We start from the raw sequence: 26,651 nt of genomic DNA, 5'->3' as shown, positions 1-26,651 counted from the left end.
CTCAGGCGGCCAGGATATGCGGCTCGCCAGCGAGAATTTCCGAGGCCGCAGCCGACGCACGCACGGCAAATGCATCCCCGATCATCAGCAAGCTCGGATGCTCGGGGTTGATCCACGCTGCAGCGGCGCCGTCGGCCATCTGCTGCAGGGTGAAGCACGCCGAGCGCTGCTCGGGCGTGGTCGCAGCCTCGACCACCCAGGCGGGCGTCGACGGTGCACGACCACGGGCGATCAAGTCCGCTGCGATGGAGGCTGCTTGATCGCGGCCCATGTAGTAGACGAGCGAATCCGCCTGCGCAACAGGTTCCGGCACGACGCCTTCGGGTTGCGGTGTGTCCGGATCGGCAGCCTTGGCTTGCGTAACAAACGCGACGCTGCGGGCGACACCGCGCTTGGTCAACGGCTGACGGATCGCGGAAGCGGCTGCCAGCGCCGCCGTAATGCCCGGAACGATTTCGTAGTCGATGCCAGCTTGCTCGAGCGCCTGCAGTTCCTCGTCGGCACGGCCGAACAGCATCGGATCGCCGCCTTTCAGGCGTACCACGCGCTGATACTTGGTGGCCAGATCGACGAGCTGGCGATTGATGAAGCGCTGCGCGGTCGAGCGCTTGCCGCAGCGCTTGCCGACTGCAATCAGCACAGCCTGCGGGCAGTACTGGAAGACCTCCGGCGAGACCAATGCGTCATGCAGCACGACCTCGGCTTCGCCCAACAATCGTGCACCGCGCACCGTGATGAGGTCGGCGGCGCCCGGGCCCGCACCAATCAGGCTCACGTGGCCAAGTGTTTTTGGGGTCTTCGCTTCCATTGCCTAAATTCCTTTGCTTTTTCCTTGTGGGCGCAACTTACCGCGCCCTATTCACGTTAGGAAAACGCACGGATCATGCCAGCCGCCACCGTATGGTGCGTGGCTTCGTCCACCAGGATGAACGCGCCGGTGGCCGGGTTATCGCCATACGCATCGCAGACGATGGGCTTCTGCAGGCTGATATTGACCGTACCGATATCGTTGAGCGCGATCTGCTTGCGGCCGGTTTCGTGCGACAGCGTATGCACGTCCAGTACGCGCTCCACATCCGATACGCGTGCGAACACGGTAGCCGTGGTGTGCTTGAGCACGTATTTCCGGGCCGGGTTCAGTTCGTGTTCGTCGAACCAGCACAGGTCGGCATGCAGCTTCTTGGCGGCGTTGGCGGCAGTCGTCGGGGCTGCGACGATCGTGTCGCCGCGCGAAATGTCCACGTCGTCGGCCAGGCGCACGGTGACGGTCTCGCCGGGGCCGGCAGAATCAGCGGCGCCATTGGGCGTCAGCACTTCGGCCACCGTGGTTTCGCGGTTAGCTGGCAACACGCGCACGGCTTGGCCGACGCGCACCGTGCCGGCTTCCACGCGGCCCATGTAGCCGCGGAAATCATCGGCCTGCGAGCCATCCTGGCGCGCCACGAGCTGCACGGGGAAGCGCAGCGCATCGTCGCCCGCAGGGGCGGTCTCTTCCACCTTCAGGTCTTCCAGCAACGCCAGCAGCGGCTCGCCTTGGTACCACGGCATGGCTTCGGACGCGTGAACGATGTTGTCGCCGCGCAGTGCAGACACCGGCACGTAGCGCACGTCGCGCAAGCCGAGTTGTGCGGCCAGTGCATCGTAGGCGGTACGGATTTCGTTGAAGCGCGCTTCGCTGTAGTCGACCAGGTCCATCTTGTTGATGGCCACGATCACGTGCTGCAGTTCCAGCAGCTTCACGATGGCCGAATGGCGCTTGGTCTGGGCCAGCAGCTCCGTCTTGCCGTCGACGGTCGTCACACGCGTGGCATCGATCAGGATGATGGCGGCGTGCGCAGTCGAGGCGCCGGTCACCATGTTGCGCGTGTACTGCTCGTGGCCCGGCGTATCCGCAATGATGAACTTGCGGCGCGCGGTCGAGAAATAGCGGTACGCCACGTCAATCGTGATGCCCTGCTCGCGCTCGGCTTCCAGGCCGTCGGTCAGCAGCGAGAAGTCGATCTGCTCGCCGGCAGTGCGTTTGTTCTTGGCGTTGGCCAGCGCTTGCAACTGATCGGTCAGCACAGCCTTGCTGTCGTACAGCAGGCGGCCGATCAGCGTGCTCTTGCCGTCGTCAACGGAACCGGCGGTGATGAAGCGCAGCAGGCCTTGGTGCGATGCAGGATGCGTCGCTGGGTGCGTCGAATTCGTCGTCATGATCAGAAATACCCTTCCTTCTTGCGCTTTTCCATCGAGGCTTCGCTCGTCTGGTCGTCCATGCGCGTGGCGCCGCGTTCGGTAATTTCGGTAATGGCCGTCTCGGCGATGATCTCGGTCGGCGTGGCGGCGGTGCTCGCCACCGGGCATGTGCAGCTGATGTCGCCCACGGTGCGGAAGCGCACCGACAGGACTTCGCTCACGTCGCCGTCGGCCTTGGGCGTGATCGGCGTGACGGGCACCAGCAGGCCGTTCTTGCGCACGACTTCACGTTGATGCGCGTAGTAGATCGGAGGCAGGGCCAGGTTCTCGCGGGCGATGTACTGCCACACGTCGAGTTCCGTCCAGTTGGAGATCGGGAACACGCGCATCTGCTCGCCTTGCGCCATGCGGGCGTTGTACAGGCTCCAGAGTTCCGGGCGCTGGGCCTTCGGATCCCACTGGCCGAATTCATCGCGGAACGAGAAGATGCGTTCCTTCGCGCGGGCCTTTTCTTCATCGCGCCGGGCGCCGCCCATCAGGGCGTCGAAGCCGTGCGATTCGATCGTTTCCAGCAGCGTGACGGCCTGGGCGGCGTTGCGCGAGTCGGTTTCCTTGCGCAGGCGCACCGTGCCGCGCTTGATGGAATCTTCCACATGCCCGACCACCAGACGCGCACCCAGCTTGGCAACCTGCTCGTCGCGGAAGGTGATCACCTCCGGGTAGTTGTGACCCGTGTCGATGTGCACCAGCGGGAACGGCAGATCGATCTTGCGGTCACCCAGGCGGAATGCCTTGAGCGCCAGATGCAGCATGACGATCGAATCCTTGCCGCCCGAGAACAGCAGCGCCGGGTTGCGGCACTCGGCCACCACCTCGCGGATGATGTAGATCGACTCGGCTTCCAGCCAGTCGAGGTGTTCGTTCTGCACAGGCGTCAGGGCCGTGCCGGGGATCTCGCTCATCACTCCCATGATTCTTCCTTAGCTCTCGCTCAATTCTTTTGCGACAGATTCGTCGCCGAATTTGTCACCGCATTTGCCGCATGCAGACCGCATTCCTTGCTGTCGCGGGATTCCCACCACCACCGGCCGGCGCGCACATCCTCGCCAGCACGCACCGCGCGCGTGCAAGGCTCACAGCCGATACTCGGATAGCCCTTGTCGTGCAGCGCGTTGGTGGGCACGTTGTGCTGCTCGAGGTACGCCCAGACTTCGGCCTCGGACCAGTCGAACAGCGGGTTGTACTTGGCGATGCCGCGGGCGTCGTCATCTTCGGCAAACGGCAGGTCGGCACGGGTGACGGCCTGCTCGCGGCGCTGGCCCGTGAGCCACGCGTCGGCGTCTTTCAACGCGCGATTCAGCGGCACCACCTTGCGGATGTTGCAGCAGGCCTTGCGCAGTTCGATGCTGTCGTAAAACGCGTTGAGGCCGTGGTCACGCACGTAGGCTTCCACTGCGCGGGCGTCCGGTGCGTACTGCTCGATCGCATAACCGTAGTGCGCGCGAATGCGATCGAGCATCGCCAGCGTTTCGGCGTGCAGGCGGCCGGTCTGCAGCGTGAAGATCGGCAGGTGCGCCCGCACGGCCTCGGGGCTGCGCAGGATCGCATCGGTCACGACCATGTCTTCGGCGGCCAAGCTGGTGGCGAACTTTGCCACGCCGTGCTTGGCGGCAATCTCGGCCAGGCGCTCGAACAGCGCGGCTTCCTTCGCAGCCAGGGCTTCAGCCGTGCCGGTGTAGACGGGGCGCGTCCACAGCACCGGGCGCCCGATTGCCGACACCGGCACTTCGGACACGGCGATGTCTTGGGTGTCGCTCATGCTGCATTCGCCTCGGTTGTGCGCTCGCGGCGGAACAGCGGACGCGGCTCGTCGATGGCGCCCTGGTAGCGCACGCTGATCTCGCCAAAGCCATTCAACGCGTCGTCGATGTTCTTGTCCGCACGCACGGCGTAGGCATCGAAACCGCAGCGGCGCATGAAGTCGAGCTGATCGCGCAGCACGTCGCCGATGGCGCGCAACTCACGCGTAAAGCCCAAGCGTTGGCGCAGCAGGAACGCAGTGCTATAGCCACGGCCATCGCGGAATACCGGGAAATCCACCGCCACCAGCGGCAGGTTCGGCAGGTCAGCCTCCAGCGCAAACGGCTCGTCGTCCGGGGCCAACCAGACGGCCAGCGTGCCAGCGCGGGCGCGGCTGAGCAGCGCGTCGCGGTTGGTTTGCCAATAGGCTGCCGGCACGATGGCGTGCGCAGCGGCATCCACATTGGCTTGCGTCAGTTCGCCGCCTTCCGGGGCGCGCAGCACGGTCCATTCGTCAGCCACGATTTGCGGGGCACCGTTTTGCAGCTTGATGATCTTGCTCATGTTCATTTCCCTCGGCGGTCAGGCTTCTTCACGGGCGTAGACGCGTTCCTTGAACGGAGCCATGCCGATGCGGTGATAGGTGTCGATGAACAACTCGTCTTCCGTGCGGTTGGCGACGAAGGTGTCGATGATGCGTTCGATCACGTCGGGCATTTCTTCTGCCTTGAACGACGGCCCGATGATCTTGCCGATCGCCGAGTCGTTGCCCTGCGCACCGCCCAACGACACCTGGTACCACTCTTCTTCGTGCTTATCCACACCCAGGATGCCGATGTTGCCGACGTGGTGATGCCCGCACGAGTTGATGCAACCCGAGATGTTGAGCGACAGCTCGCCCAGGTCGTACACGTAATCGAGGTTGTCGAAACGCGCTTGAATTGCCTGCGCGATGGGAATCGACTTGGCATTCGCCAGCGAGCAGAAATCGCCGCCCGGGCACGCAATGATGTCGGTCAGCAGGCCGATGTTGGCGGTGGCCATGCCGTGCTCTTTGGCCAGTTGCCACAGCTCGAACAGATCATGCTTCTTCACGTCCGGCAGGATCAGGTTCTGCTCGTGCGCGACACGCAGCTCGCCAAAACCAAAACGCTCGGACCAATCCGCCACCAGCGACATCTGCTCGGCCGTCGCGTCACCCGGGGGCAGCGCCGCGCCCGGCTTGAGCGACAGCGTGACTGCGGCATAGCCCGCCACGCGGTGCGGATGCACGTTGCGGCTCACCCAGCGGGCGAACGCCTTGTTCTCCAGCAGCGCCTTTTCATAGGTGGCATCGGTGTCCGCCAGCTTTTCATATGCGGGCGGCGCGAAGAATTGCGCCACGCGGTCGAACTCGGCCTGCGTGATGGTCGACGGGCCGTCCTTGATGTGCAGCCACTCTTCTTCCACCTGGCGGGCGAATTCTTCCGCGCCGATGGCCTTCACGAGAATCTTGATGCGCGCCTTGTACTTGTTGTCGCGGCGGCCGTAGCGGTTGTACACGCGCACGGCGGCCTCGATGTACGACAGCATGTGCTGCCACGGCAGGTCTTCCTTGATGATCGCGCCCAGGATCGGGGTACGCCCCATGCCGCCGCCAGCCAGGATGCGCAGCAGCGTCTGGCCGTCCTTCTCATAGGCGTAGACGCCGATGTCGTGCAGTTGCGTTACGGCGCGGTCTTCACGCGACGCCGACACGGCAATCTTGAACTTGCGCGGCAGGAACGCGAATTCGGGGATGAACGTCGACCATTGGCGCAGGATTTCCGCCAGGGGGCGCGCATCGATCACCTCGTCGGGTGCCACGCCGGCAAACTGGTCGGTCGTGATGTTGCGAATGCAGTTGCCCGAGGTCTGGATGGCGTGCATTTCCACCGAAGCCAGCTTGGCCAGGATGTCCGGCACCTGCTCCAGCTCGATCCAGTTGTACTGGATGTTCTGGCGCGTGCTGAAGTGGCCGTAGCCGCGGTCGTGCTCGGCAGCGATGTGGCTGAGCATGCGCAGTTGCTTGGCGCGCAGGTGTCCATACGGAATCGCCACACGCAGCATGTAAGCGTGACGCTGGTAGTACAGACCATTCTGCAGACGCAGCGGCAGAAACTCTTCTTCCGTCAGTTCGCCCGAAATGCGGCGGCGTACCTGGTCGCGGAATTGCGCGACGCGGTCGGCGACGAGGCGGTGATCGTAAGCGTCGTATTGGTACATGACTGTTCAGTCCAATCCGGCTGGGCCGGCGTGCGATTCAATTGGGGGAAAGCGTTTCGTTATGGTGCTGCTGCCGGCTCAGCGACAGCAGCCACAATCAAGCAGGGCCGGCATGAGATGACGCATCACGACACCAGCTTGATGGCCGTGATCGTCAGCGTGGCAGCAAGTGCGCCGCGCACCAGACGTTCCGGCAGATTCTTGGACAGGCGCGCGCCCAGCCAGATACCTGGGATGGAGCCCACCAGCAGCGACACGAGCAGGTTCCAGTCGATCGTACCCAGATACATATGGCCCAGGCCCGCCACCGCGGTCAGCGGCACGGCATAAGCGATGTCGGTGCCGGCCACTTCGGCGCTCTTCAATTCGGGATACAGGATCAGGATGAGCGTCGCGCCCACGGCACCCGCGCCGATGGACGACACCGTCACCAGCACGCCCAGCACCGCGCCAACCAGAATGGTGGCCACAGCCAGCCCGGTACCCTGCAGGCGGTAGCGCGGGTTGCGAGCCAACCAGCCCAGCACGCGCTGGCGGAACAACAGCGAAATCACGGTCAGGATCACGGACACGCCAATCGTCAGGCGAATCAGGTGCATCCATTCAGCATCGAGGTTGCCGGCGTTCTTCAGCACGATCACGGTCACCAGTGCCGCAGGCAGGCTGCCCAGGCAGAGGCGCTTGACGATGTCCCAGCGAATATGACCGTGGCTGCGATGCGCGATCGTCCCAACGCCCTTGGTGAGCGACGCAAATGCCAAGTCCGTACCCACAGCGGTCGCTGGCGAAAAACCGAACATCAGCGTCAGCAGCGGAGTCATCAGCGAGCCGCCGCCAACGCCCGTCAGGCCGACCAACAGGCCGACCAGCAAACCGGAAACCGTATAGGCAAGCGTCATGGCGCGGGAGACAGTGAGGGCGTGTTATCACGAAGTTCGAGCATCGTAATGAACTGGCCTCATATCCCAAACCAATAAAAAATTGTTTGTTTATATGGCGTCGGTTATAAGTAGCGTTCAGTTCGCACTCGTTCTTCTTTATCGACCGCGCAGCCATGAACCTTCACCAATTCCGCTTCGTGCGCGAAGCCGTGCGGCAGAAATTCAACCTGACAGAGGCCGCGAAAGCGCTCTATACATCACAACCCGGTGTCTCCAAGGCCATCATCGAGCTGGAAGAGGAACTGGGCGTCGATATCTTCACCCGGCACGGCAAGCGCATCCGGGGTCTCACGGAACCGGGCCGGCGCATCCTGGCCTCGGTCGAGCGCGTGCTGGAAGAAGTGGAAACCCTCAAGCGGGTCGGCAAAGACTACGCCGCGCAAGACCAGGGCAACTTCACCATCGCCACCACGCACACGCAGGCGCGCTATGCGCTGCCCAAGGCGATTGCCGAGTTCACGCGCAAATACCCCAAGGTGCGCCTTTCCATTCAGCAGGGCACGCCCGCGCAGATTGCCGAGATGGTGTTGCACGACCAGGCCGACCTTGCCATCGCCACCGAAGGCATGTCGCACGTGAAGGATCTGATCTCGATCCCGGGCTACCAGTGGCAGCATGTGGTGGTGACGCCGCCTGATCACCCGCTTCTGTCACGCCAGCACCTGACGCTGGAAGACCTGAAGGGTTACCCGCTCATCACGTACGACCAGCACTTTGCCGGCCGGCCCAAGATCGACCACGCCTTCGAGCTGCGTCAGATCAAGCCCGACATCGTGCTCGAAGCCATCGACGCAGACGTCATCAAGACCTACGTAGAAGTTGGGCTGGGCGTGGGCATCGTGGCCGGCGTCGCATTTGACGCCGAGCGCGATCGCAACCTACGCGCCATTCCGGCCGGCCATCTGTTCGGTACCAACGTCACGCATCTGGGCGTCAAACAAGGCGCGTACTTGCGCGGCTTCGTCTACACCTTCATCGAACTGTTTGCGCCGACGCTCACGCGCAAGCTGGTCGAACAACTCATGTCCGGCGATCACGAAGCGTACGAGCTGTGATCCGCCCGCAATCTGCAATTGCCGAACTTTCCGGAGATTTCATGACGACCCGACGTCGCCTGCTGTGCGGCATGGCACTCTTTGCCAGCGCTGCCGCCATCGCCCTGCCCGCCCGAGCCGACATCCGCGTGGGCGTGGTGCTGTCGACCACCGGCCCCGCCGCGGCCATCGGCATTCCCAGCAAGAACACCGTGCAGATGTGGCCGGCGACCATCGGCGGCCAGCGCGCGCAGATCATCGTGCTGGACGACGCCTCCGACCCGTCGATGGCGGTGCGCAACGTGCGCAAGCTGATCGCCGAAGACAAGGTCGACGTGATCGTCGGGCCGACGATCGTGCCGACGGCGCTGGCCTCGCTCGATGCCGTGGCCGAAGGTCAAACGCCCATGATCACGCTGGCCGCCTCCGCTTCCATCGTCGAGCCGCAGGACGCCAAGCGCCGCTGGGCCTTCAAGATGCCGCAGAACGATTCGCAGATGGCCACGCTCGTCACGCAGCACATGGCGGACAACGGCGTGCACACCGTCGGCTTTATCGGCTTTACCGATGCGTATGGCGAAAGCTGGTGGCGTGAATTCTCGAAGCTGGCCGAGGTGCGCAAGCTGAAGGTGGTCGCCAACGAGCGCTTTGCCCGCACAGATACCAGCGTGACCGGCCAGATTCTCAAGTTGATGGCCGCCAAGCCCGACGCCATCCTGATTGCCGGAGCCGGCACCCCGGCCGCGCTGCCGCAACGCACGCTGGTCGAGCGCGGCTACAAGGGCCGCATCTATCAGACGCACGGCATCGCCAGCACTGAATTCCTGAAGGTGGGCGGCAAGGACGTGGAAGGCACCCTCTTCCCGACCGGCCCCGTGGTGGTGGCGCGCGAACTGCCGGCCAGCCATCCGGTACGCAAGGTGGCGGTTGAGTTTGCCGAGCGCTATGAAGCCAAGTACGGTCCTAACACCGTCACGCAATTTGCGGGCGACGCCTGGGGCGCGTGGCAGCTGCTCGACAACGCCACGGCCCGCGCACTCAAGACCGGCGCCAAGCCTGGCACCCCCGCTTTCCGCGCCGCCCTGCGCGACGCGCTGGAAACCACGCGCGATCTGACTGTGCCCAACGGCGTGCTGAACCTGAATGCCCAGGATCACCAGGGCTTTGACCAACGCTCGCGCGTGATGGGCATCATCAAGAACGGCCGCTTTGCTTACGCCGGCCCGCGCTAATCAGACACGCAGAGATTTGTCATGACACGTATCGCCTTCATCGGCCTCGGCAACATGGGCACGCCGATGGTCCAGCACCTGATTGCCGCCGGACACACCGTGCGCGCCTATGTGCGCCGTCCGGAGGCTGCCGACAACGCCCGCGCCATCGGCGCCGAGCCTTGCAGCACCCCCGCCGAGGCTGCACGCGACGCCGAAGTCATTTTCACCAACGTAACCTCCACGGCCGATGTGGAAGGCGTGCTGCTGGGCCCGGATGGCGTCGTCCATGGCGCACCACGCGGCGCGGTGTGCATCGACCACAGCACGATCTCCGCCGTGGCCACGCGCCGCATGGCCGCCGAGCTGGAAGCGGCGGGCCTGGAGTTTCTGGATGCGCCGGTCTCCGGCGGTACCGCAGGCGCCCAAAAGGCCACGCTGTCGATCATGGTGGGCGGCAAGGCCGAGGTGCTGGAACGCGTGCGCCCGCTGCTGCAACTGCTGGGCACCACCATCACGCACGTCGGCCATCACGGTGCCGGGCAGGTCGCCAAGGCGTGCAACCAGATCGTGCAGGTCATCAATATCCAGGGCATTGCCGAAGCCATGCTGTTTGCACGTGCTCAAGGCACCGACCCGTCGCGCGTGCTGGCGGCCATCGGCCCGGGCTTTGCCGGCAGCCGCATGCTCGACCTGGAAGGGCCAAAGATGGCCGAGCGCAACTTTGCCGCCGGCATCGAAGCGCGCCTGCACGACAAGGATTTCGGCCTCGTGCGCGAGATCGCCCAGGAACTCGGCCTGCAGATGCCGGCGATGGAGCTGGTGGCTTCGCAGCTCAATACGCTGGTCGCCAATGGCTGGGGATATGACGACACGGCGTCGCTGCTGCGCGTGCTGGAGCAGCAGAACAATCAGCAGGCGGATTGAGCATTGCCCGGCCGCCTTGTTCGGATGGCCGGATTTCTGGCATAATTGCCGGCTCATCAGCACCTGCCCGAGTGGTGAAATTGGTAGACGCAGGGGACTCAAAATCCCCCGCCGCAAGGCGTGCCGGTTCGATTCCGGCCTCGGGCACCAGAATTCAAGCCGCTTCTGTTCATGCAGAAGCGGCTTTTTCATTGGCCATTCGCCAACCCGACGACAGCCGGCAACACGCCCCGCCGGGCGTGGGATAATGCGGGTTTTGCCCCGGGCGCGGCTCAAGAGGTTGATCGCACGGGCATGAGGGCCTGTATCCGCGTGGCCCGCTCCCCATTTCGAACCTTCTTCAGTACCCACAATGCCCGCATACCGCTCCAAAACCTCCACCGCCGGCCGCAACATGGCGGGGGCGCGCTCGCTCTGGCGCGCCACCGGCATGAAAGATGAAGATTTCCAGAAGCCGATCATCGCGGTGGTCAACTCGTTCACCCAGTTCGTGCCCGGCCACGTGCACCTGAAAGACCTGGGCCAGCTCGTCGCGCGCGAGATTGAAGCTGCGGGCGGGGTTGCCAAGGAATTCAACACGATTGCCGTGGATGACGGCATCGCCATGGGCCACGACGGCATGCTGTATTCGCTGCCCAGCCGCGACATCATTGCCGACTCGGTCGAATACATGGTCAACGCGCACTGCGCCGACGCCATGGTGTGCATCTCGAACTGCGACAAGATCACCCCGGGCATGCTGATGGCCGCCATGCGCCTGAACATTCCGGTGATTTTCGTCTCGGGCGGCCCGATGGAAGCGGGCAAGACGCGCCTTGCCAACCCCGTCACCAAGGCCATCGAGATCAAGAAGCTCGACCTGATCGACGCGATGGTGATCGCAGCCGACAGCAAGTATTCCGACGAGGAAGTGGCCGAAGTCGAACGCTCTGCGTGCCCGACCTGCGGTTCGTGCTCTGGCATGTTCACGGCCAACTCGATGAACTGCCTGACCGAAGCGCTCGGCCTGTCGCTGCCAGGCAACGGCACCGTGGTTGCCACGCACGCAGACCGCGAACAGCTCTTCAAGCGCGCCGGCCACCGCATCGTTGAGCTGGCACGCCAGTACTACGAGCAGGAAGACGAGCGCGTGCTGCCGCGTTCGGTCGGTTTCAAGGCCTTTGAGAACGCGATGACGCTCGACATCGCGATGGGCGGCTCGACCAACACGATCCTGCACCTGCTGGCCATCGCACAGGAAGCCGAGATCGACTTCACGATGGCAGACATCGACCGCCTTTCGCGCGTCGTGCCGCAACTGTGCAAGGTTGCGCCGAACACGAACAAGTACCACATCGAAGACGTGCACCGCGCTGGCGGCATCATGGCGATCCTGGGTGAACTGGACCGCGCCGGCAAGCTGCACACCGACGCACCCACCGTGCACGCGCCCACGATGAAGGATGCGCTGGACCAGTGGGACATCGTCCGCACGTCGGATGAAGCCGTGCAGACGTTCTACCGTGCCGGCCCGGCAGGCATCCCGACGCAGGTCGCGTTCAGCCAGAACACGCGCTGGCCCAGCCTCGATCTGGATCGCGCCGAGGGCTGCATCCGCTCGAACGAGCATGCGTTCTCGAAGGAAGGCGGCCTGGCCGTCCTGAGGGGCAACATCGCGCTGGACGGCTGCGTGGTGAAGACCGCCGGCGTGGACGAAAGCATCCTCGTGTTCGAAGGCACGGCACACGTGACGGAATCGCAGGACGAAGCGGTCGAGAACATCCTCGCCGACAAGGTCAAGGCTGGCGACGTGGTCGTCGTGCGCTATGAAGGCCCGAAGGGCGGCCCCGGCATGCAGGAAATGCTGTACCCGACGAGCTACATCAAGTCCAAAGGCCTGGGCAAAGCCTGTGCCCTGCTGACGGACGGCCGCTTCTCGGGCGGCACCTCGGGTCTGTCGATCGGTCACTGCTCGCCGGAAGCCGCTGCAGGCGGCGCGATTGGTCTGGTGCGCAACGGCGACAAGATCCGTATCGACATTCCCAACCGCACGATCAACGTGCTGGTGTCGGATGAGGAACTCGCGCGTCGCCGCGAAGAGCAGAACGCCAAGGGCTGGAAGCCCGCGCAGCCGCGTCCGCGCAAGGTGTCGGCCGCGCTCAAGGCGTACGCCAAGTTGGTCATGTCGGCAGACAAGGGCGCGGTGCGCGACCTGTCGCAACTGGACGACTGATCCAACACGGGCCAAGCGCTCGATCCAAGTGAAAAAAGCCGCTCTTCGGAGCGGCTTTTTCTATTGCGTCGGTGGCGCGATGCTCAATCCCACTGCGGCGCGAGCCCGTCAGGCGAAACCTCGCGACCGTTGCGCTCGAGCGCGGCAATCTGCGCCATATCGTCGGCCGTCAGTTGCAGCGTTTGTGCGCGCAGGTTGCTCGCAAGATTCTCGCGCTTGGTCGACGACGGGATCACCGAATAGCCCAGCTGCATCGCCCAGGCCAGCGCCACCTGCGCCGGCGTTGCCTCATGCCGCTGTGCAATCGCGCCGATCACCGGATCGCCCAGCACCTTGCCGTATGCGAGCGTCATGTACGACGTGACGTGAATGCCCTCGCGCTGCAGGAAATCGACGAGCTTGCGGTTCTGCAGATACGGGCTCAGCTCGATCTGGTTGGTGGCGATGGCGTCTTTGCCAACCACCGCCATCGCCTGTTGCGTCAGCGCGATGTTGAAGTTCGAGACGCCGATCTCGCGCGTCAAACCCCGGGCCTTGGCTTCGGCCAACGCGGTCATGAATTCTTCGATCGACACGCCGTTGTCGGGCGCAGGCCAGTGGATCAGCGTGAGGTCGACGTAATCGGTGCGCAGCTTGGCGAGGCTGTCTTCGAGACTCGCCGCGAGCTTGCCTTTGGCGTAGTTGTCGACCCAGATCTTGGTAGTCAAAAACAGGTCTTCGCGGCGCACGCCGGAGCCGGCAATTGCCTCGCCCACCTCAGCTTCATTGCCATAGATTTGCGCAGTGTCGATTGCGCGGTAGCCGAGTTCGAGGCCATTGCAGACCGAGTCGATGACAACCTGGCCCTTCAGGCGAAACGTACCGAGGCCGAAAGCGGGAATCTTGTTCATCTTGTGCTCCAGGGAAAATCGAATCAGGGGTTCATGGCGAGGCGCGTCCGGCGCCGCACAACGTGCAGCCCAACCAGCGCGAGGCCTGCTGCCGCAATCACTGCACCGACGATCGGTACAGCCGCATAACCCAGGCCTGCGGAGATGGCCGCACCGCCCGCTGCCGCGCCCAGGGCGTTGCCGAGGTTGAACGCGCCCACGTTGACGGACGATGCAAGCCCCGGCGCCTCAGCTGCGGCACGCATCACGCGCATCTGCAGCGGCGGCACGACTGCAAAGGTGGCAATGCCCCACACCAGCAGCGCGGCGGCCGCACCCACGTGCGTCTTGGCGAGCACGGGGAAGGCCAGCATCGTCACGATCAGCAGCAACAGAAAGCCGATCAGGCTGCCGTCGAGCGAGCGATCGGCCAGGCGGCCGCCGGCGATGTTGCCAATCGAAAAACCGATGCCGATCAGCACCAGCATCGCCGTCACGAACGCCGGCGAGGCGCCGGTCAGTTGGGCGAGCGTCGGCGCGACGTACGTGTAGAGCGTGAACATCGCGCCCGCACCGAGCACCGTGGTGGCAAGCGCGCCCAGCACGACGGGACGCGTCAGCACGGCGAGTTCCGCACGCAGGTTGGGCATCTTGCCGGCATCGCCCTTCGGCAACGCGGCGAACAAACCCGCGATGGCGATCAGACCGAGGCTTGCCGTGGCGGCAAACGACATGCGCCAGCCGATCATCTGACCGAGCCACGTCGCGGCCGGCACGCCGCCGACGTTGGCGATCGTCAGTCCCATGAACATCGTTGCTACGGCGCTGGCCTGCTTCTCGCGCGGCACGAGGCTGGCAGCAACCACCGAGCCCAGCCCGAAGAACGCGCCGTGGTTGAGGCTGGTGACGAGCCGCGCGAGCAGCAGCGTCGTGTAATCCGGCGCTACGGCTGACAACAGGTTGCCGATGGTGAAGATGCTCATCAGCGCGATCAGCGCCTTGCGTCGCGGCCAGCGTGCGAGCAGCAGCGTCATGATCGGCGCACCGACCATCACGCCGATCGCGTACGCGCTGATCAGCATGCCGGCCTGCGGAATCGATACATGCACGCCGTCGGCAATCACGGGCAGCAAGCCCATCGGCGAAAACTCGGTGGTGCCGATACCAAAGGCACCGGCGGCAAGCGCGAGCAGCGGCAGCGTCGCGCTGCTACGCATAGGCTCGGCGGAAGTGGGGGTGGGGTTCATGCGGTGTACTCCAAAGCAGAGGAATGGAAAGCGGGCAGGACCTCTGCCGCGATTTCCGCAAACGTTTCAGCAAGCGGGCGACGATTTCGGCGGAAATGCAGCCCGACATGCTGCACACCGGCCTCGCGCATCGCTGCCAACTCTTCGGTCAGTGCAATGCGCCCGGCGCGTGCGCCAAAGCGATGACGTTGCAGCGGTTCGTGCGGGTCATCCGCCAGATCGAGGTGGATGAAGCTCACGTAGGGCTTGTCGCCTGCAACGGCATGCCATGCGGCGGCGCGTTGCGCGTGATCAGCCGGGGTGCCCGAATAGGCGAGGCAACCGTCCATGTGTGTGCCGATCCAGGCCGGCGTCTGTTGTGCGAGGCCGGCCACCAGCAGCGGAAGCGGTGTGCGCATGGCCGGCAGAATCTCTACGCCGGCGGGCAAGCTGCCGCGTGCGCCGTCACGCAATAGCGCGATCTGGTCACGGAAGCTTGCCCCCCGCGACTCGAAGTCGCGGCCGAACAACGGATATTCCACGGGCCGGTCACCGCTGGCCACACCGAGCATCAGACGACCGCCGCTCAGCTCCTGGATCGTTGCGGCCGATTTAAGCGTCAGCAGCGGCTCGCGCAACGGCAGAACAACGGCGGCCGTGCCAAGCAGAATGTTGCGCGTGATGCCGGCCAGGTAGCCCAGGTACGAAAACGCTTCGAACACCTGCGCAGCATCGCCGAATGCGGGGTCGTACACCGGCACATCACGCACCCACAGGGCACGAAAGCCCAGCGAATCTGCGAGCTGCGCGAGGGCGGCGTGGTGTTCAAGATCCGGCACACCGTGGCGGCGCCCATCGCGCAGCCGCTTGGCATCGCCAGCGGGAGACCAATCGTTGTCGAGCGGCAACTCAATGCCGATGGTGAAGCCGCCGTGAGTCAGTTTGTCGAGTGCTGGGGGCATGGTCGTGATCGGGTCAAAAGGCGCGCTGCGGGCGATGCGTTCGCTATCAGCGCAATGAGCATGGACCGCAGTGTGCGTGCTCCACCTTTGCAGAAAAACCCGCCCGTCGACGAAACAGTCTTGATTGGCAATCAACAATCCATGCAATTCAGAACGCACTCCGGGTTGGCAATGCACCAGGAGGCAGGTTTTCCCACATATATCACGTCATGATATATTCGGGTCTGAACCGTTTGATTCCGCCATGTCTACCCCCGCCCGACCTTTGTCCAAACAGGACTTCGAGAGCCTCTCCGATTTCCGCTACCACCTGCGCCGCTTCCTGCGCGCCTCTGAAGACCTCATCCACGCCAAGGGCATCACGCCGCTGCAGTATCAGTTGCTGCTGCACGTGAAAGGCTATGCCGGGCGCGAATGGGCCACCGTCGGCGAACTGGCCGAGCGCCTGCAGGCCGCGCCGCATGGCACGGCGGCGCTCATTACGCGTTGCGAAGAAGCGGGCCTGGTCGAACGCCGCCAGAGCGACACCGATGCACGCCAAGTGGAAGTGCATCTCTCCAGGAAAGGTGACCACCTCGTCGCGCTACTGGCCGGGCTGCATCAGAGCGAGCTGTCGGCCTTCAGCCGCGCTTTCAAGATTCCCCACCTCGATCAGCCCGTCGAACCCTCCGCCGAGCAGTAATCTCATGCAAACCCTTGAACACCACCAGCACCGGCGCGACTTTGCGACCGACACCACGCTGTTCCGCACCACTGCGCTGGCGGTTGTCATTGCAGCGTTTGCGACGCTCGCAGCGGTGGTGCTGCTCAATCTGATCCGCTTCTTCACCAACCTGTTCTTTTTCCAGACGCTGTCGCTGGCGGACCGCTCGCCGGCCACCAACACGCTCGGCGCCTGGGTGATTGCGGTACCGCTCATCGGCGGGTTGATCGTCGGGCTGATGGCGCGCTTTGGCTCGGAGAAGATCCGCGGCCACGGCATTCCCGAGGCCATTGAGGCGATCCTTTTCGGCAAGAGCAAGATGTCGCCGAAGGTGGCGGTGCTCAAGCCGCTATCCTCGGGCATCGTGATCGGCAGCGGCGGCCCGTTTGGCGCGGAAGGCCCGATCATCATGACGGGCGGCGCGATCGGCTCGCTGTTCGCGCAGTTCTTCAAGCTGACGGCCGCCGAGCGCAAGACGCTGCTGGTGGCCGGTGCCACGGCGGGCATGACGGCCGTGTTCGGCACGCCGGTGGCCGCGCTGCTGCTCGCGGTGGAACTGCTGCTGTTCGAATGGCGCCCGCGCAGCATGCTGCCCGTGGCGGTGGCGTGCGCCGTGGCGGGCTTTCTGCGTGTGCTGGTGCTGGAACCCGGCCCCCTCTTCCCACTGGAAACCGCACCGGCGACGCTCTCAGCGCTAGGCTCGTGCGTGATCGCCGGGTTGCTGTGCGGCGCGCTTGCACGCTCGCTGTCGATGGCGCTGTACAAGACCGAAGACCTGTTCGGCCGCCTGCCCATCCACTGGATGTGGTGGCCGGCCATCGGCGGTCTGGTGGTTGGCATTGGAGGCTATTTCGAGCCGCGTGCGCTGGGTGTCGGCTACGACGTCATCGGCGATTTGCTGCACAACCATCTCGCCATCAGCGTGGCGCTGGCGCTGCTGGTGGTCAAGGCCATCATCTGGGTGATCGCGCTGGGTTCCGGCACGTCGGGCGGTGTGCTCGCTCCGCTGCTGATGATGGGTGCCGGCCTGGGGGTGCTGATCGGCCCCGTGCTGCCGGGTGGAGACCCGGGCCTGTGGCCGCTCGTGTGCATGGCTGCCATGTTGGCCGGTGTGCTGGGCGCCCCGCTCACGGCCATCGTCTTCGCCTTCGGGCTCACACACGATGTGAATGCGCTGCTGCCGATTCTGCTGGCAGTGGCAGTGTCCTACGGCTTTGTCGTGCTGACCATGCCGCGCTCGATCATGACCGAGAAGATCGCGCGCCGCGGCTTCCACATCTATCGCGAATACGCCGTCGATCCGCTCGAGCGTCACGCCGTGGATGAGGTGATGACGCGTTCGGTGCAGACCATCGACGCGCAGGCCACGCTGGCCGATACACTTGCCAACCGCTTTGGCGCCAGCCAGGCGCACCGGGCGTTTCCGGTGGTGCACGGCGGGCCGAATGGCAGGCTGATCGGCATGCTCGACCGCGATGCGCTGCTGGCAGGCCAGAAGCGCGGCGCCATCACCGTTGCCGAGTTGTTTGGGGCGAATGCTCCCGTGATGGCGTTGCCCGGCGAGACCTGCCGCATCGTCGCCACGCGCCTGGCAGTGCATGGGTTGGAGCGGCTGCCGGTGGTGGCCGATTCGCAATCGCGCTCGCTGGTGGGCATTGTTTCGCGCAGCGATCTGGTCAAACCCTCGCTGGCGTTCTTTGATGAGGAGCAGCGCCGCGAGCGCTTCCGCCGTGTGCCGCTGGCGGGCACGCGCACGCAGCTTGAACTTCGCCGTCGCCGCGCGGGCCGCGTCGCGCGCTAGTCTCAGCCGGCCACGTGCCGGTTGCGCCCGCTTTCCTTGGCGCGATACAGCGCCAGATCAGCGCGCTTGAGCATCTCCGACGCGGTATCGCCCGGCCGGCAGACCGTCATGCCCATGCTGACGGTCATCGACAGCCCGGTCGGGAAACTTTCGTCCGTCTCGGCCACCGCCGTACGCAGGCGCTCCGCCACCTCGGTGGCCGTGTCCAGCGTGGTGCGGCCCATCACCATGGCGAATTCCTCGCCGCCCAGACGCCCGACCAGATCACTGCTGCGCAGCACGCCCGTGGCAAGCGACGCAAAGCGCTGCAACGCCATGTCTCCCACAGCGTGGCCCCATGTGTCGTTGATGCGCTTGAAGTGATCCAGATCGGCCAGCACAAGCACGAGCGGTTCGGCGCGGTTGTGGGAACGCGCGAGCACCGTGTCGAACAGCGCCAGGAAACGGCGGCGCGTCAGCACACCCGTGAGATGGTCGAAATGCGCCTCATTGGCGAGCGCGCTGTTGGTGCGCTGCAGCCGCTGGTTGAGATGGCGCGTTACACGGTGATGCTGGCGCTCGCGCACCAGAGACCACGCCACCAGCACGAACGTCACCAGCACGCTCACGAACAACACGAAGCCGATCGCGCGGTTGCGCGCGTGGTTGGCGAGCTGCTGGCCCCACGCAGGCAGCGGCTCGGCCACGACGATGGTGAGGTCCGCACTGGCATTGCGCGACACGGTGAGCGAAGGCATCGCACTGCCCTCACGCCAGGCCAGCGTGTCGCGCACCTCGGCCGGCACCCAGCCGGGCACATCGTGATGCGCGCTGGCGGTAGGCTGATAGGGCCAGGGCTCGAAATCGACGCGCTGGTAGGCGTTGTACCGGTCGCTGGCACCCATGCGCTGCAGGCGCGCATCCGGCAGGATCTTCCCCACCAGCGACGCATCTGTCGACAGAATGATCAACCCGTTTGGATCTGTCACCAGCGATGTCGGGTGCGACACCCAGTGCTGCAGCCTCGCAAGGCTCACCTTGGTGCCCATCGCCGCGACCAGGTATCCACCGGCGTCATACACCGGCGCAGCGAAGAACAGGCCCGGCACGCCCGTCACCCGGCCCACCGTGAACTGCTCGCCCAGGCCACCCAGCATCGCCTCCTTCATGTACGGCTGCATGCTCGACTGCACGCCGACAAACGAATCGGGATGACCGGCGTTATTGGCGAGCACCACGTAGTTGTGCTCGTTGACGACCCACACGTAGTCCAGCCCGAGATTGCCGGCGGTCGCGTTCAGGAACGCATCGATGTCGACCACTTCCGGGTGCGACATCGCCTCTTCAGCACGCGAGCCCTGATCCATCAGGTTCCAGCGCCGGGTGTCGACGCGCGCCACGGCACGTGGGATAGCGTCGATCTGCGCGAGCGTCTGCGGCAGCGCGCGCAGCAAGGCCACGTCGGCCGTGATCTGGTTCGACATCCCCTCCGCCACCTGCGCAGCCAGCTGGCGGCGAGCATCGACCATCTGCTGCATGTCGCGCGCGCTCATCGAATCCGCCACGACGCAGGCGGCAAACCAGGAGACGCCTACGCCCACTACCGCCGCCGACAGCCAAAGCGCCAACCGCGCAAGGCGCAGCCGGGCGCCGTGCGACGAGGTTGCAGGTGCGGGCGCGGGCGCTTTCATATCAGGCCTCGCTGCTCAGGAAATCCGCCACCGTCGGGTAGCGCAGCGCCACGCGCAACTCGCGCGTAAGCCGTGTATTGCGCAGCCGGCGCGATTCGCTCATGAACGACAGCAGCGCCGGTTCGATCTGCTGGACGGCCTCGGCCCGCGAAATGCGCGGCGGCCGCTGCAAGCCTCGCGCGTCGGCCACGGCATCAAAGTAATCGCCCATGCGCAGCTCCGATGCATCGCTGGCATGCACAATGCGCTGCGGTTTCCCGCGGAACAGCGCGGCAATGACGGCGCGCGCAAGGTCGTCGGCGTGAATGTGGTTGGTGTAGACATCGTCTTCCGTACGCAAGGCGGGCGTACCGCGTTCGAGCCGCGCGACGGGTAGCCGATTCGCCGCATAGATGCCGGGAATGCGCAAAATCGACGTGCGCCAGCCGCCGCCCGCGCCAAACCAGCGCACGCGGCGCTCAGCGGCGACACGGCGTTGGGCACGGGCCGTGGTTGGCTTTACCGTGCGGGATTCGTCGACCCAGGCACCGCCCGCATCGCCGTAAACGCCACTGGTGCTGGCATACACGAACGCACGCGCTTGGAGGCGAGTTTTCAAGCGGCCAGTGAGGCCACCCGACCTGCGTGCCCGCTCGGGTAAAATGCGACGTTTTGTGGCCAGGGAAACCGGGGCCGGCTGCGTCAGCGCGTGCAGTAACGCGGCGGTACGCGGATCATCGTTGCCGATAGCGGGCGGCGGCGCCAGATGCAGCACGCGGGGGCTTAAACCTCGCAGGCGGCGCAGCGACGCGGGATCGTCCAGATTGGCGACAATCGGCACGGCGCCGGCTTCGCGCAACGAAGCGCGACCTTCAACGCGCGAGGTGACGGCGAAGACGCGAAAACGCGTGCGGAGCATCGCCAGGCAGCGTTGCCCGACATCGCCGCAGCCGACGATCAGCACGCGGGGAAGGCCCAAGCGCAGTGCGGTTTTGGATGGCCGAGCGGCTGACTGATTCACCATCGGACGTGCTGCCGGATTGACCATCGTTGCATGCCCAGACGGGCGACCAGACACACTTTTCAACATATTCGGATTGTAGTATGGCTTACCAGATCAACGTGCTGCCAAGCGGCCGCCAGTTCCAGGCCGAAGACGGCGAGACCATCCTTGCAGCGGCGCTGCGCCAGGGCATCGGCCTGCCATACGGCTGCAAAAACGGCGCGTGCGGTTCGTGCAAGGGCCACGTGCGCGAGGGCTCCATCGTCCAGGGCAACCACTCGCCCAACGCGCTGTCCGCCCAGGAAGCCACCGAAGGCCGCGCGCTGTTCTGCTGCGCTACGCCCGCCACTGACATCACGATTGAAGTGCGTGAGGTGCAAGGCGCTGGCGACGTACCCATCAAGAAGATACCGTGCCGCGTCGCATCGCTGGAAAAGGCCGCGCCGGACGTCACCATCGTCAAGCTGCAACTGCCTGCCACCGAGCGTATGCAATTTCTGGCCGGGCAGTACGTGGAATTCCTCCTGCGCGACGGCAAGCGCCGCAGCTACTCGATCGCCAACCCGCCTCACGAGGAAGGCCCGATCGAGCTGCACATCCGCCACATGCCGGGCGGTGCATTTACGGACTACGTGTTTGGTGCCAAGGAAGGCGCCCCGGCCATGAAGGAGCGCGACATCCTGCGCTTCGAGGGTCCGCTGGGCAGCTTCTTCCTGCGTGAAGAATCCGACAAGCCGATCATTCTGCTGGCCTCGGGCACCGGTTTCGCGCCCATCAAGGCGATCATCGAGCACGCCCAGTTCATCGGCAGCACGCGCCCGATGACGCTGTACTGGGGCGGCCGTCGCCCGCAAGACCTGTACATGCACGCCAAGGCCGAAGAATGGGCGCGCACGCTGCCGAACTTCACTTACCTGCCGGTCGTCTCCAACGCCTTGCCGGAAGACGCGTGGACGGGCCGCACCGGCTTCGTTCACCAAGCGGTGATGGCCGATCACCCCGATCTGTCGGGCCACGAGGTCTACGCCTGCGGCGCGCCGGTGGTGATCAACTCGGCTCGCGCAGACTTCGCCGCCCAGTGCGGAATGCACCCGGACGCGTTTTTCGCCGATTCCTTCACCTCGGAGGCAGATCTCCACCCGGCCGGCTGACGTTGCACAAATCCCAAGAAGGTCAAAATTTCGTTTTGACTTGACTTGGCATCCGTCTTATTCTTGCGCCTTATGAACCAAGCCCTGCACCTCCGACGCCGCCGTACGTTGCTCCCTCCGGGAAGCCGCGCGGCTGTCTGCTGATTGCATATCGGGTTCACAGGATTCGACGATCACAAGGCCACGGGGCAACCCCCGTGGCCTTTGTCTTTTTCCAACTCGCGTTTTTTCGGTTTTTCATCTTCCTGCCGCCTTTTTCTGGAGCTTTGCCATGGCGTTTGCTGACTACCCCGTCCAGTCCCTGATGTACATCACCAACCGGCCCGAGATCGTCTTCACCGAAGGCAAGGGCTCGTGGCTGACGGACCACAACGGCAAGCGATACCTGGACTTCGTGCAAGGCTGGGCCGTCAACTGCCTCGGTCACTCCAACGACGGCATGATCGAAGCGCTGAACGCGCAGGCCCGCAAGTTGATCAACCCGAGCCCGGCGTTCTACAACGAGCCAATGGCCAAGCTGGCCGGCCTACTGACCGCGCACAGCTGTTTCGACAAGGTGTTCTTCGCCAACAGCGGCGCTGAAGCCAACGAAGGTGCCATCAAGCTCGCTCGCAAGTGGGGCAAGAAGCATAAGAACGGCGCGTTCCAGATCATCACGTTTGACCACAGCTTCCACGGCCGCACGCTCGCCACCATGAGCGCGTCGGGCAAGGCCGGCTGGGACACCATCTTCGCGCCGCAGGTGCCAGGCTTCCCGAAGGCCATTCTGAACGACATCGCGTCGGTGGAAGCGCTCATCACGGACGAGACGGTCGGCGTGATGCTGGAGCCGGTGCAAGGCGAAGGCGGCGTGCTGCCGGCCACGCCGGAATTCATGCAGCAACTGCGCGCGCTGACCAAGAAGCACAAGATCCTGTTGATCGTTGATGAAGTGCAGGCCGGTTGCGGCCGCTGCGGCACGCTCTTCGCCTATCAGCTTTCGAACATCGAGCCGGACATCATGACGCTGGGCAAGGGCATCGGCGGCGGCGTGCCGCTCTCGGCCCTGCTGTGCACGGATGAAGTTGCCAGCTTCGAGGCCGGCGACCAAGGCGGCACTTACAACGGCAACCCGCTGATGACGGCCGTCGGCTGCTCGGTGATCGAGCAACTCCTGGCCCCGGGCTTCCTGGCCGGCGTGCAAGAACGCGGCGCCTATCTGCGTACGCAACTGCTCAAGCTGAGCGAAGAGTTCGGCTTGGCCGGCGAACGCGGTGACGGCCTGCTGCGCGCACTGCTGCTCGGCAAGGACATCGGCGGCCAACTGGTCGAAGCCGCGCGCGAGATGAACCCGACGGGCCTGCTGCTGAACGCCCCGCGTCCGAACATCCTCCGATTCATGCCCGCGCTCAACGTGACGACCGAAGAGATCGACACGATGATCGGCATGCTGCGCACGCTGCTGAAGGCGCACGCCTAACACGCATCGTTCGACCCGGGGGCGGCGCGCAATGCGTCGCCCTTCATCGCTCCATCGCTGCTCCCACTCTGAGGTTTGCCATGGCCGTGACGCGAGAAGTTCCGGCCACGGGGATCGTGTTGTCCGATGATTCCGCGTGGCTTCCGCTGGACGACATCTACAACTTCCTCTCGCAGGAAACGTTCTGGGCCCGCGGCCTGCCCCGCGATGTGTTTGACCGATCGGTCGCAAATTCGCTCTGCTTCGCCGCCTATCGACAGAACGACGATGACTCACATGGCGAGCTCGTGGGTTTTGCGCGGGTCATTACCGATCGTGCAACGTTCGGGTACTTATGCGATGTGTTCGTGCTACCGGATTGGCGCGGGAAAGGCGTCTCGCACGCGCTGATGGATTTCCTGCGCGAGCATCCGGACCTGCAGACGCTGCGCCGCACAGTGTTGGTGACAACGGGCGCCGACTGGCTTTATCGCAAACATGGCTTTGCCGATGTGCCGGAAGGCGTCGGGTTCATGCAATTGCATCGGCCGAACATCTACACAGCAGCATCTGCCTGAATCGTCGGGCACGCGCAAAGAAAAAGCCCCGCAATTGCGGGGCTTCTTCATGATGCTTGAGGGTGCTTATTCGCCCAGGTAGGCGGCACGCACCTTCGGATCGTCGAGCATCTGTTTGGCATCGCCGCTCATGGTGATGAGACCGGAGTCCATCACGTAGCCGCGGTGCGCTGCCTGCAGCGCCAGGCGCGCGTTCTGCTCAACGAGCAGCACGGTCACGCCTTGCGCCGAGATGTCGCGCACGACCTCGAAGATCTTCTCCACCATGATCGGGGAGAGACCCATCGACGGCTCGTCCAGCAGCAGCAGCTTCGGTTGGCTCATCAGCGCACGCGCCATGGCCAGCATCTGCTGCTCGCCGCCCGACATCGTGCCGGCCAGCTGGTTTGCACGTTCCTTCAGGCGCGGGAAGATGCCGAACATGCGGTCGATATCGGCCTTGATCTGGGCCTCGTCGTTGCGCGTGAAGGCGCCCATCTGCAGGTTCTCGACGATGGTCATGCGCGCGAACACGCCGCGGCCTTCCGGCACCATCGCCAAGCCCTGCTTGAGCAGGTTGTAGCTCGGCACGCCCTTGATGGACTTGCCCAGATACTGCACGTCACCGCCGGCCCAGCCTTGCAGGCCGGTGATGGCCTTCATGGTGGTCGTCTTGCCGGCGCCGTTGGCACCGATCAGCGTGACCAGCTCACCTTCGCGAATCTCCAGATCCACGCCCTTGACCGCCTGGATGCCGCCGTAAGCGACCTTCAGGCTGTCGATCTTCAACATTACTGGTTTCATATTCCGTTCCTCTGCGTCAGTGCGCTGACGCGCCGAGGTAGGCCTCGATCACCGCCGGGTTGGTCTGCACTTCCTGCGGCAGGCCTTGTGCGATCACCTTGCCGTAATCCAACACGGTCAGGCGGTTGCACAGGCCCATCACCAGCTTCACATCGTGCTCGATGAGCAGGATGGTCTTGCCGTCGGAACGGATCTTGTCGAGCAGGCCACGGAGCTCCACCTTTTCGGTGGCGTTCATGCCGGCAGCCGGTTCGTCCAGGGCCAGCAGCTTGGGCTGCGTGGCCAGGGCACGTGCGATTTCCAGACGACGCTGGTGACCGTACGACAGGTTGCGCGCCGTGTAGTTGGCGTACTTGCCGATGCCGACGTAGTCCAGCAGATCGTGCGCCCAGTCTTCGATGGAGGCTTCTTCCTCGCGTGCCGCCTTGGTGCGGAACACCGCGCCGATCAGACCGGCCTTGGTGCGCACGTGGCGGCCGACCATGACGTTCTCCGCCGCAGTCATGTCGCCGAACAGACGGATGTTCTGGAACGTGCGCGCAATACCAGCCTTGGCCACTTCGTGCACGGCAGTCGGCTGGTAGGGCGTACCGCCCAGCACGAACTCACCGGCGTCCGGCGTGTACAAACCCGTGATGACGTTGAAGAACGTGGTCTTGCCGGCGCCGTTCGGGCCGATCAGGCCGTAGATTTCGCCTTCGCGAATTTCCAGGCTCACGTCGGACAGCGCTTGCAGGCCGCCGAAACGCTTCTGGACTCCTCGGATCGAGAGGAGGACGTTGTTGTTGCTCATGTGCGTGCCTCCATCAGATACGGGACAGTCCACCAGCCCGCTGCTTCTGCGGACGGTCTTCCTTGCGCGGCGAGGGCCACAGGCCCGCGGGGCGATACAGCATCACCACCACCATCGCCAGGCCGAACAGCAGCTGACGCAGCACTTCCGCTTCCACGATCACATGGCCGAACAGCTTGTTCTGCACCGGCTCGGCCAGCGCGCGCAGCAGTTCCTGGAAGCCCACCAGCAGAATGCCGCCCAGGATCACGCCCGGGATATGGCCCATGCCGCCGAGCACCACGATTGCCAGGATGTAGATCGACTCCCACAGCACGAACGATTCCGGCGACACGAAGCCCTGGAACGACGCGAACATCGCACCCGACACCCCACCGAACGACGCACCCATCGCAAAGGCCAGCAGCTTGATGTTGCGCGTGTTGATGCCCATCGCCTTGGCGGCGATTTCATCTTCGCGCAGCGCCACCCATGCACGACCGATACGCGAGTTCTGCAACCGCAGGCACACGATGATGATGATCGCGGCCAGGAACACGAACAGGTAGTAGTACATGTAGACCGAGTCGAAGCGGATGCCGAAGAAGTCATGGCGCTTCGAGAAGTCGAACCCGAAGATCTTGACCGGCTCGATCAGGTTGATGCCCTTCGGACCGTTGGTGATGTTCACCGGGCGGTCGAGGTTGTTCATGAAGATCCGGATGATTTCACCAAAGCCCAGCGTCACGATGGCGAGGTAGTCACCGCGCAGCTTCAGCACCGGCGTGCCCAGCAGAATGCCGAACAGCGCCGCCAACCCGGCACCCAGCGGAATCACCCACCAGACAATCAGGTGCAGCCCATTGGGGAACAGATTGTGGATCCACTCAAACTGATTGGACAGGTGCGGCGAACCCAGCAACGCCATCATGTAGGCACCCACCGCGTAGAACGCGATGTAGCCCAGGTCGAGCAGGCCGGCAAAGCCCACCACGATGTTCAGGCCCAGGGCCAGCATGATGTACAGCAGCGCGAAGTCCAGCACGCGCACCCAGTAGTTGCCACCTGCGGCACCCACGATGAACGGCGCGAAGATCGCGAGGATCAGGAAGCCGTACAGCGCGGCGCGCGTCTTCATCGGCGCTTTGAAATTTTCTGTCATGGCGCTC

General features: G+C 64.4%; 24 protein-coding genes and 1 tRNA gene. 10 read left to right on the top strand and 15 right to left on the bottom strand.

Annotated features, from left to right (window positions below; translation table 11 throughout):
- Nucleotide 1 precedes the first annotated feature (1 nt).
- The 7 genes from cobA to NG898_RS02075 all read right to left on the bottom strand — a co-directional run bounded on the left by cobA (nt 2) and on the right by NG898_RS02075 (nt 7,121).
- The gene (gene cobA / locus NG898_RS02105; RefSeq protein WP_252690881.1) at nt 2-808 is read right to left on the bottom strand and encodes a uroporphyrinogen-III C-methyltransferase; all 807 of its coding nucleotides are present in this window, start codon (nt 806-808) and stop codon (nt 2-4) included.
- A gap of 56 nt (nt 809-864) precedes the next feature.
- Nucleotides 865-2,196: a sulfate adenylyltransferase subunit 1 gene (locus NG898_RS02100; RefSeq protein WP_252690880.1), complete on the bottom strand. Its 1,332-nt coding sequence runs from the start codon at nt 2,194-2,196 to the stop codon at nt 865-867.
- A gap of 2 nt (nt 2,197-2,198) precedes the next feature.
- Complete coding sequence (gene cysD, locus NG898_RS02095) at nt 2,199-3,149, bottom strand: sulfate adenylyltransferase subunit CysD (protein WP_252690879.1); 951 nt, start codon at nt 3,147-3,149, stop codon at nt 2,199-2,201.
- A 20-nt stretch (nt 3,150-3,169) separates the two neighbouring features.
- Entirely contained in the window at nt 3,170-3,997 is an 828-nt protein-coding gene (locus tag NG898_RS02090; RefSeq protein ID WP_252690878.1) for a phosphoadenylyl-sulfate reductase, read from the bottom strand.
- Entirely contained in the window at nt 3,994-4,542 is a 549-nt protein-coding gene (locus NG898_RS02085) for a DUF934 domain-containing protein (RefSeq protein WP_252690877.1), read from the bottom strand. Before NG898_RS02085 ends, NG898_RS02090 begins: the two co-directional genes overlap by 4 nt.
- A gap of 18 nt (nt 4,543-4,560) precedes the next feature.
- A complete protein-coding gene (locus NG898_RS02080) occupies nt 4,561-6,222 on the bottom strand; it encodes a nitrite/sulfite reductase (protein ID WP_252690876.1) in 1,662 nt (553 codons plus the stop codon).
- Between the two features lie 125 nt (nt 6,223-6,347).
- Nucleotides 6,348-7,121, bottom strand: a complete 774-nt coding sequence (locus NG898_RS02075; RefSeq protein ID WP_252690875.1) for a sulfite exporter TauE/SafE family protein — start codon at nt 7,119-7,121, stop codon at nt 6,348-6,350.
- A 155-nt stretch (nt 7,122-7,276) separates the two neighbouring features.
- On the opposite strand from NG898_RS02075, the gene NG898_RS02070 reads away from it, so the two are divergent.
- The 5 genes from NG898_RS02070 to ilvD all read left to right on the top strand — a co-directional run bounded on the left by NG898_RS02070 (nt 7,277) and on the right by ilvD (nt 12,547).
- The gene (locus NG898_RS02070) at nt 7,277-8,218 is read left to right on the top strand and encodes a CysB family HTH-type transcriptional regulator (RefSeq protein ID WP_147213309.1); all 942 of its coding nucleotides are present in this window, start codon (nt 7,277-7,279) and stop codon (nt 8,216-8,218) included.
- Nucleotides 8,219-8,259: 41 nt separating this feature from the next.
- Nucleotides 8,260-9,429: an ABC transporter substrate-binding protein gene (locus NG898_RS02065; RefSeq protein ID WP_252690874.1), complete on the top strand. Its 1,170-nt coding sequence runs from the start codon at nt 8,260-8,262 to the stop codon at nt 9,427-9,429.
- Between the two features lie 21 nt (nt 9,430-9,450).
- Entirely contained in the window at nt 9,451-10,335 is an 885-nt protein-coding gene (locus NG898_RS02060) for an NAD(P)-dependent oxidoreductase (RefSeq protein ID WP_252690873.1), read from the top strand.
- A gap of 65 nt (nt 10,336-10,400) precedes the next feature.
- Nucleotides 10,401-10,485 (top strand) — tRNA-Leu (locus NG898_RS02055).
- A 202-nt stretch (nt 10,486-10,687) separates the two neighbouring features.
- Entirely contained in the window at nt 10,688-12,547 is a 1,860-nt protein-coding gene (gene ilvD, locus NG898_RS02050; protein WP_252690872.1) for a dihydroxy-acid dehydratase, read from the top strand.
- An 83-nt stretch (nt 12,548-12,630) separates the two neighbouring features.
- On the opposite strand, the gene dkgB is transcribed toward ilvD, so the two are convergent.
- Genes dkgB through NG898_RS02035 form a run of 3 tightly spaced genes read right to left on the bottom strand, consistent with a single transcriptional unit; the run spans nt 12,631 to nt 15,604 of the window.
- Entirely contained in the window at nt 12,631-13,437 is an 807-nt protein-coding gene (gene dkgB, locus NG898_RS02045; RefSeq protein WP_252690871.1) for a 2,5-didehydrogluconate reductase DkgB, read from the bottom strand.
- 23 nt (nt 13,438-13,460) lie between these two features.
- Nucleotides 13,461-14,663, bottom strand: coding sequence for an MFS transporter (locus NG898_RS02040; RefSeq protein ID WP_252690870.1), 1,203 nt, complete (start codon nt 14,661-14,663; stop codon nt 13,461-13,463).
- Nucleotides 14,660-15,604: a TIGR03571 family LLM class oxidoreductase gene (locus NG898_RS02035; RefSeq protein ID WP_252690869.1), complete on the bottom strand. Its 945-nt coding sequence runs from the start codon at nt 15,602-15,604 to the stop codon at nt 14,660-14,662. The genes NG898_RS02040 and NG898_RS02035 overlap by 4 nt, the downstream gene beginning before the upstream one ends.
- 244 nt (nt 15,605-15,848) lie before the next feature.
- On the opposite strand from NG898_RS02035, the gene NG898_RS02030 reads away from it, so the two are divergent.
- Both NG898_RS02030 and NG898_RS02025 read left to right on the top strand, forming a co-directional pair.
- A complete protein-coding gene (locus NG898_RS02030; RefSeq protein WP_252690868.1) occupies nt 15,849-16,286 on the top strand; it encodes a MarR family winged helix-turn-helix transcriptional regulator in 438 nt (145 codons plus the stop codon).
- A gap of 4 nt (nt 16,287-16,290) precedes the next feature.
- Entirely contained in the window at nt 16,291-18,108 is a 1,818-nt protein-coding gene (locus NG898_RS02025; protein ID WP_252690867.1) for a chloride channel protein, read from the top strand.
- A gap of 2 nt (nt 18,109-18,110) precedes the next feature.
- On the opposite strand, the gene NG898_RS02020 is transcribed toward NG898_RS02025, so the two are convergent.
- Both NG898_RS02020 and NG898_RS02015 read right to left on the bottom strand, forming a co-directional pair.
- A complete protein-coding gene (locus tag NG898_RS02020; RefSeq protein WP_252690866.1) occupies nt 18,111-19,778 on the bottom strand; it encodes a GGDEF domain-containing protein in 1,668 nt (555 codons plus the stop codon).
- 1 nt (nt 19,779) lies between these two features.
- On the bottom strand, nt 19,780-20,781 hold the full coding sequence (locus tag NG898_RS02015) for an NAD-dependent epimerase/dehydratase family protein (protein ID WP_252690865.1): 1,002 nt from the start codon (nt 20,779-20,781) through the stop codon (nt 19,780-19,782).
- 80 nt (nt 20,782-20,861) lie between these two features.
- Here NG898_RS02015 and NG898_RS02010 point away from each other — a divergent pair, with 80 nt between their 5' ends.
- The 3 genes from NG898_RS02010 (at nt 20,862) to NG898_RS02000 (ending at nt 23,927) form a co-directional block, all read left to right on the top strand.
- Entirely contained in the window at nt 20,862-21,911 is a 1,050-nt protein-coding gene (locus NG898_RS02010) for a CDP-6-deoxy-delta-3,4-glucoseen reductase (protein WP_252690864.1), read from the top strand.
- Between the two features lie 271 nt (nt 21,912-22,182).
- A complete protein-coding gene (locus NG898_RS02005) occupies nt 22,183-23,370 on the top strand; it encodes an acetylornithine transaminase (RefSeq protein WP_092972812.1) in 1,188 nt (395 codons plus the stop codon).
- 80 nt (nt 23,371-23,450) lie between these two features.
- Nucleotides 23,451-23,927 (top strand): GNAT family N-acetyltransferase, encoded by a 477-nt coding sequence (locus NG898_RS02000; RefSeq protein ID WP_252690863.1) that lies wholly within the window; start codon nt 23,451-23,453, stop codon nt 23,925-23,927.
- Nucleotides 23,928-23,993: 66 nt separating this feature from the next.
- Here the strand turns inward: NG898_RS02000 and NG898_RS01995 are convergent, their stop codons facing one another.
- Genes NG898_RS01995 through NG898_RS01985 form a run of 3 tightly spaced genes read right to left on the bottom strand, consistent with a single transcriptional unit; the run spans nt 23,994 to nt 26,644 of the window.
- Nucleotides 23,994-24,710, bottom strand: coding sequence for an ABC transporter ATP-binding protein (locus NG898_RS01995; RefSeq protein WP_092972809.1), 717 nt, complete (start codon nt 24,708-24,710; stop codon nt 23,994-23,996).
- 16 nt (nt 24,711-24,726) lie between these two features.
- Nucleotides 24,727-25,503 carry an ABC transporter ATP-binding protein gene (locus tag NG898_RS01990; RefSeq protein ID WP_092972807.1) on the bottom strand — a complete coding sequence of 259 codons (777 nt, stop codon included), beginning with the start codon at nt 25,501-25,503 and terminating at the stop codon, nt 24,727-24,729.
- 13 nt (nt 25,504-25,516) lie between these two features.
- Nucleotides 25,517-26,644: an ABC transporter permease subunit gene (locus NG898_RS01985; RefSeq protein ID WP_092972805.1), complete on the bottom strand. Its 1,128-nt coding sequence runs from the start codon at nt 26,642-26,644 to the stop codon at nt 25,517-25,519.
- Nucleotides 26,645-26,651 lie beyond the last annotated feature (7 nt).

Origin of the sequence: Ralstonia mojiangensis (genome assembly GCF_023955645.1) — a bacterium.
GTDB lineage: Bacteria > Pseudomonadota > Gammaproteobacteria > Burkholderiales > Burkholderiaceae > Ralstonia > Ralstonia mojiangensis.
The sequence above is the reverse complement of the archived record's forward strand: the minus strand, read 5'-3'. Positions and strand labels throughout refer to the sequence as shown.

Excerpts from the sequence above, each read along its gene's own strand:
- NG898_RS02025 (WP_252690867.1), top strand. The coding sequence starts at position 16,291 with ATGCAAACCCTTGAACACCACCAGCACCGGCGCGACTTTGCGACCGAC.
- NG898_RS02015 (WP_252690865.1), bottom strand. The coding sequence starts at position 20,781 with ATGGTGAATCAGTCAGCCGCTCGGCCATCCAAAACCGCACTGCGCTTG.
- NG898_RS02070 (WP_147213309.1), top strand. The coding sequence starts at position 7,277 with ATGAACCTTCACCAATTCCGCTTCGTGCGCGAAGCCGTGCGGCAGAAA.
- NG898_RS02035 (WP_252690869.1), bottom strand. The coding sequence starts at position 15,604 with ATGCCCCCAGCACTCGACAAACTGACTCACGGCGGCTTCACCATCGGC.
- NG898_RS01995 (WP_092972809.1), bottom strand. The coding sequence starts at position 24,710 with ATGAAACCAGTAATGTTGAAGATCGACAGCCTGAAGGTCGCTTACGGC.
- NG898_RS02005 (WP_092972812.1), top strand. The coding sequence starts at position 22,183 with ATGGCGTTTGCTGACTACCCCGTCCAGTCCCTGATGTACATCACCAAC.
- NG898_RS02040 (WP_252690870.1), bottom strand. The coding sequence starts at position 14,663 with ATGAACCCCACCCCCACTTCCGCCGAGCCTATGCGTAGCAGCGCGACG.
- dkgB (WP_252690871.1), bottom strand. The coding sequence starts at position 13,437 with ATGAACAAGATTCCCGCTTTCGGCCTCGGTACGTTTCGCCTGAAGGGC.
- NG898_RS02000 (WP_252690863.1), top strand. The coding sequence starts at position 23,451 with ATGGCCGTGACGCGAGAAGTTCCGGCCACGGGGATCGTGTTGTCCGAT.
- NG898_RS02080 (WP_252690876.1), bottom strand. The coding sequence starts at position 6,222 with ATGTACCAATACGACGCTTACGATCACCGCCTCGTCGCCGACCGCGTC.
- NG898_RS02060 (WP_252690873.1), top strand. The coding sequence starts at position 9,451 with ATGACACGTATCGCCTTCATCGGCCTCGGCAACATGGGCACGCCGATG.
- NG898_RS02090 (WP_252690878.1), bottom strand. The coding sequence starts at position 3,997 with ATGAGCGACACCCAAGACATCGCCGTGTCCGAAGTGCCGGTGTCGGCA.
- ilvD (WP_252690872.1), top strand. The coding sequence starts at position 10,688 with ATGCCCGCATACCGCTCCAAAACCTCCACCGCCGGCCGCAACATGGCG.
- NG898_RS02100 (WP_252690880.1), bottom strand. The coding sequence starts at position 2,196 with ATGACGACGAATTCGACGCACCCAGCGACGCATCCTGCATCGCACCAA.
- NG898_RS02075 (WP_252690875.1), bottom strand. The coding sequence starts at position 7,121 with ATGACGCTTGCCTATACGGTTTCCGGTTTGCTGGTCGGCCTGTTGGTC.
- NG898_RS02065 (WP_252690874.1), top strand. The coding sequence starts at position 8,260 with ATGACGACCCGACGTCGCCTGCTGTGCGGCATGGCACTCTTTGCCAGC.
- NG898_RS02085 (WP_252690877.1), bottom strand. The coding sequence starts at position 4,542 with ATGAGCAAGATCATCAAGCTGCAAAACGGTGCCCCGCAAATCGTGGCT.
- NG898_RS02030 (WP_252690868.1), top strand. The coding sequence starts at position 15,849 with ATGTCTACCCCCGCCCGACCTTTGTCCAAACAGGACTTCGAGAGCCTC.
- NG898_RS02010 (WP_252690864.1), top strand. The coding sequence starts at position 20,862 with ATGGCTTACCAGATCAACGTGCTGCCAAGCGGCCGCCAGTTCCAGGCC.
- cysD (WP_252690879.1), bottom strand. The coding sequence starts at position 3,149 with ATGGGAGTGATGAGCGAGATCCCCGGCACGGCCCTGACGCCTGTGCAG.
- NG898_RS01990 (WP_092972807.1), bottom strand. The coding sequence starts at position 25,503 with ATGAGCAACAACAACGTCCTCCTCTCGATCCGAGGAGTCCAGAAGCGT.
- NG898_RS02020 (WP_252690866.1), bottom strand. The coding sequence starts at position 19,778 with ATGAAAGCGCCCGCGCCCGCACCTGCAACCTCGTCGCACGGCGCCCGG.
- NG898_RS01985 (WP_092972805.1), bottom strand. The coding sequence starts at position 26,644 with ATGACAGAAAATTTCAAAGCGCCGATGAAGACGCGCGCCGCGCTGTAC.
- cobA (WP_252690881.1), bottom strand. The coding sequence starts at position 808 with ATGGAAGCGAAGACCCCAAAAACACTTGGCCACGTGAGCCTGATTGGT.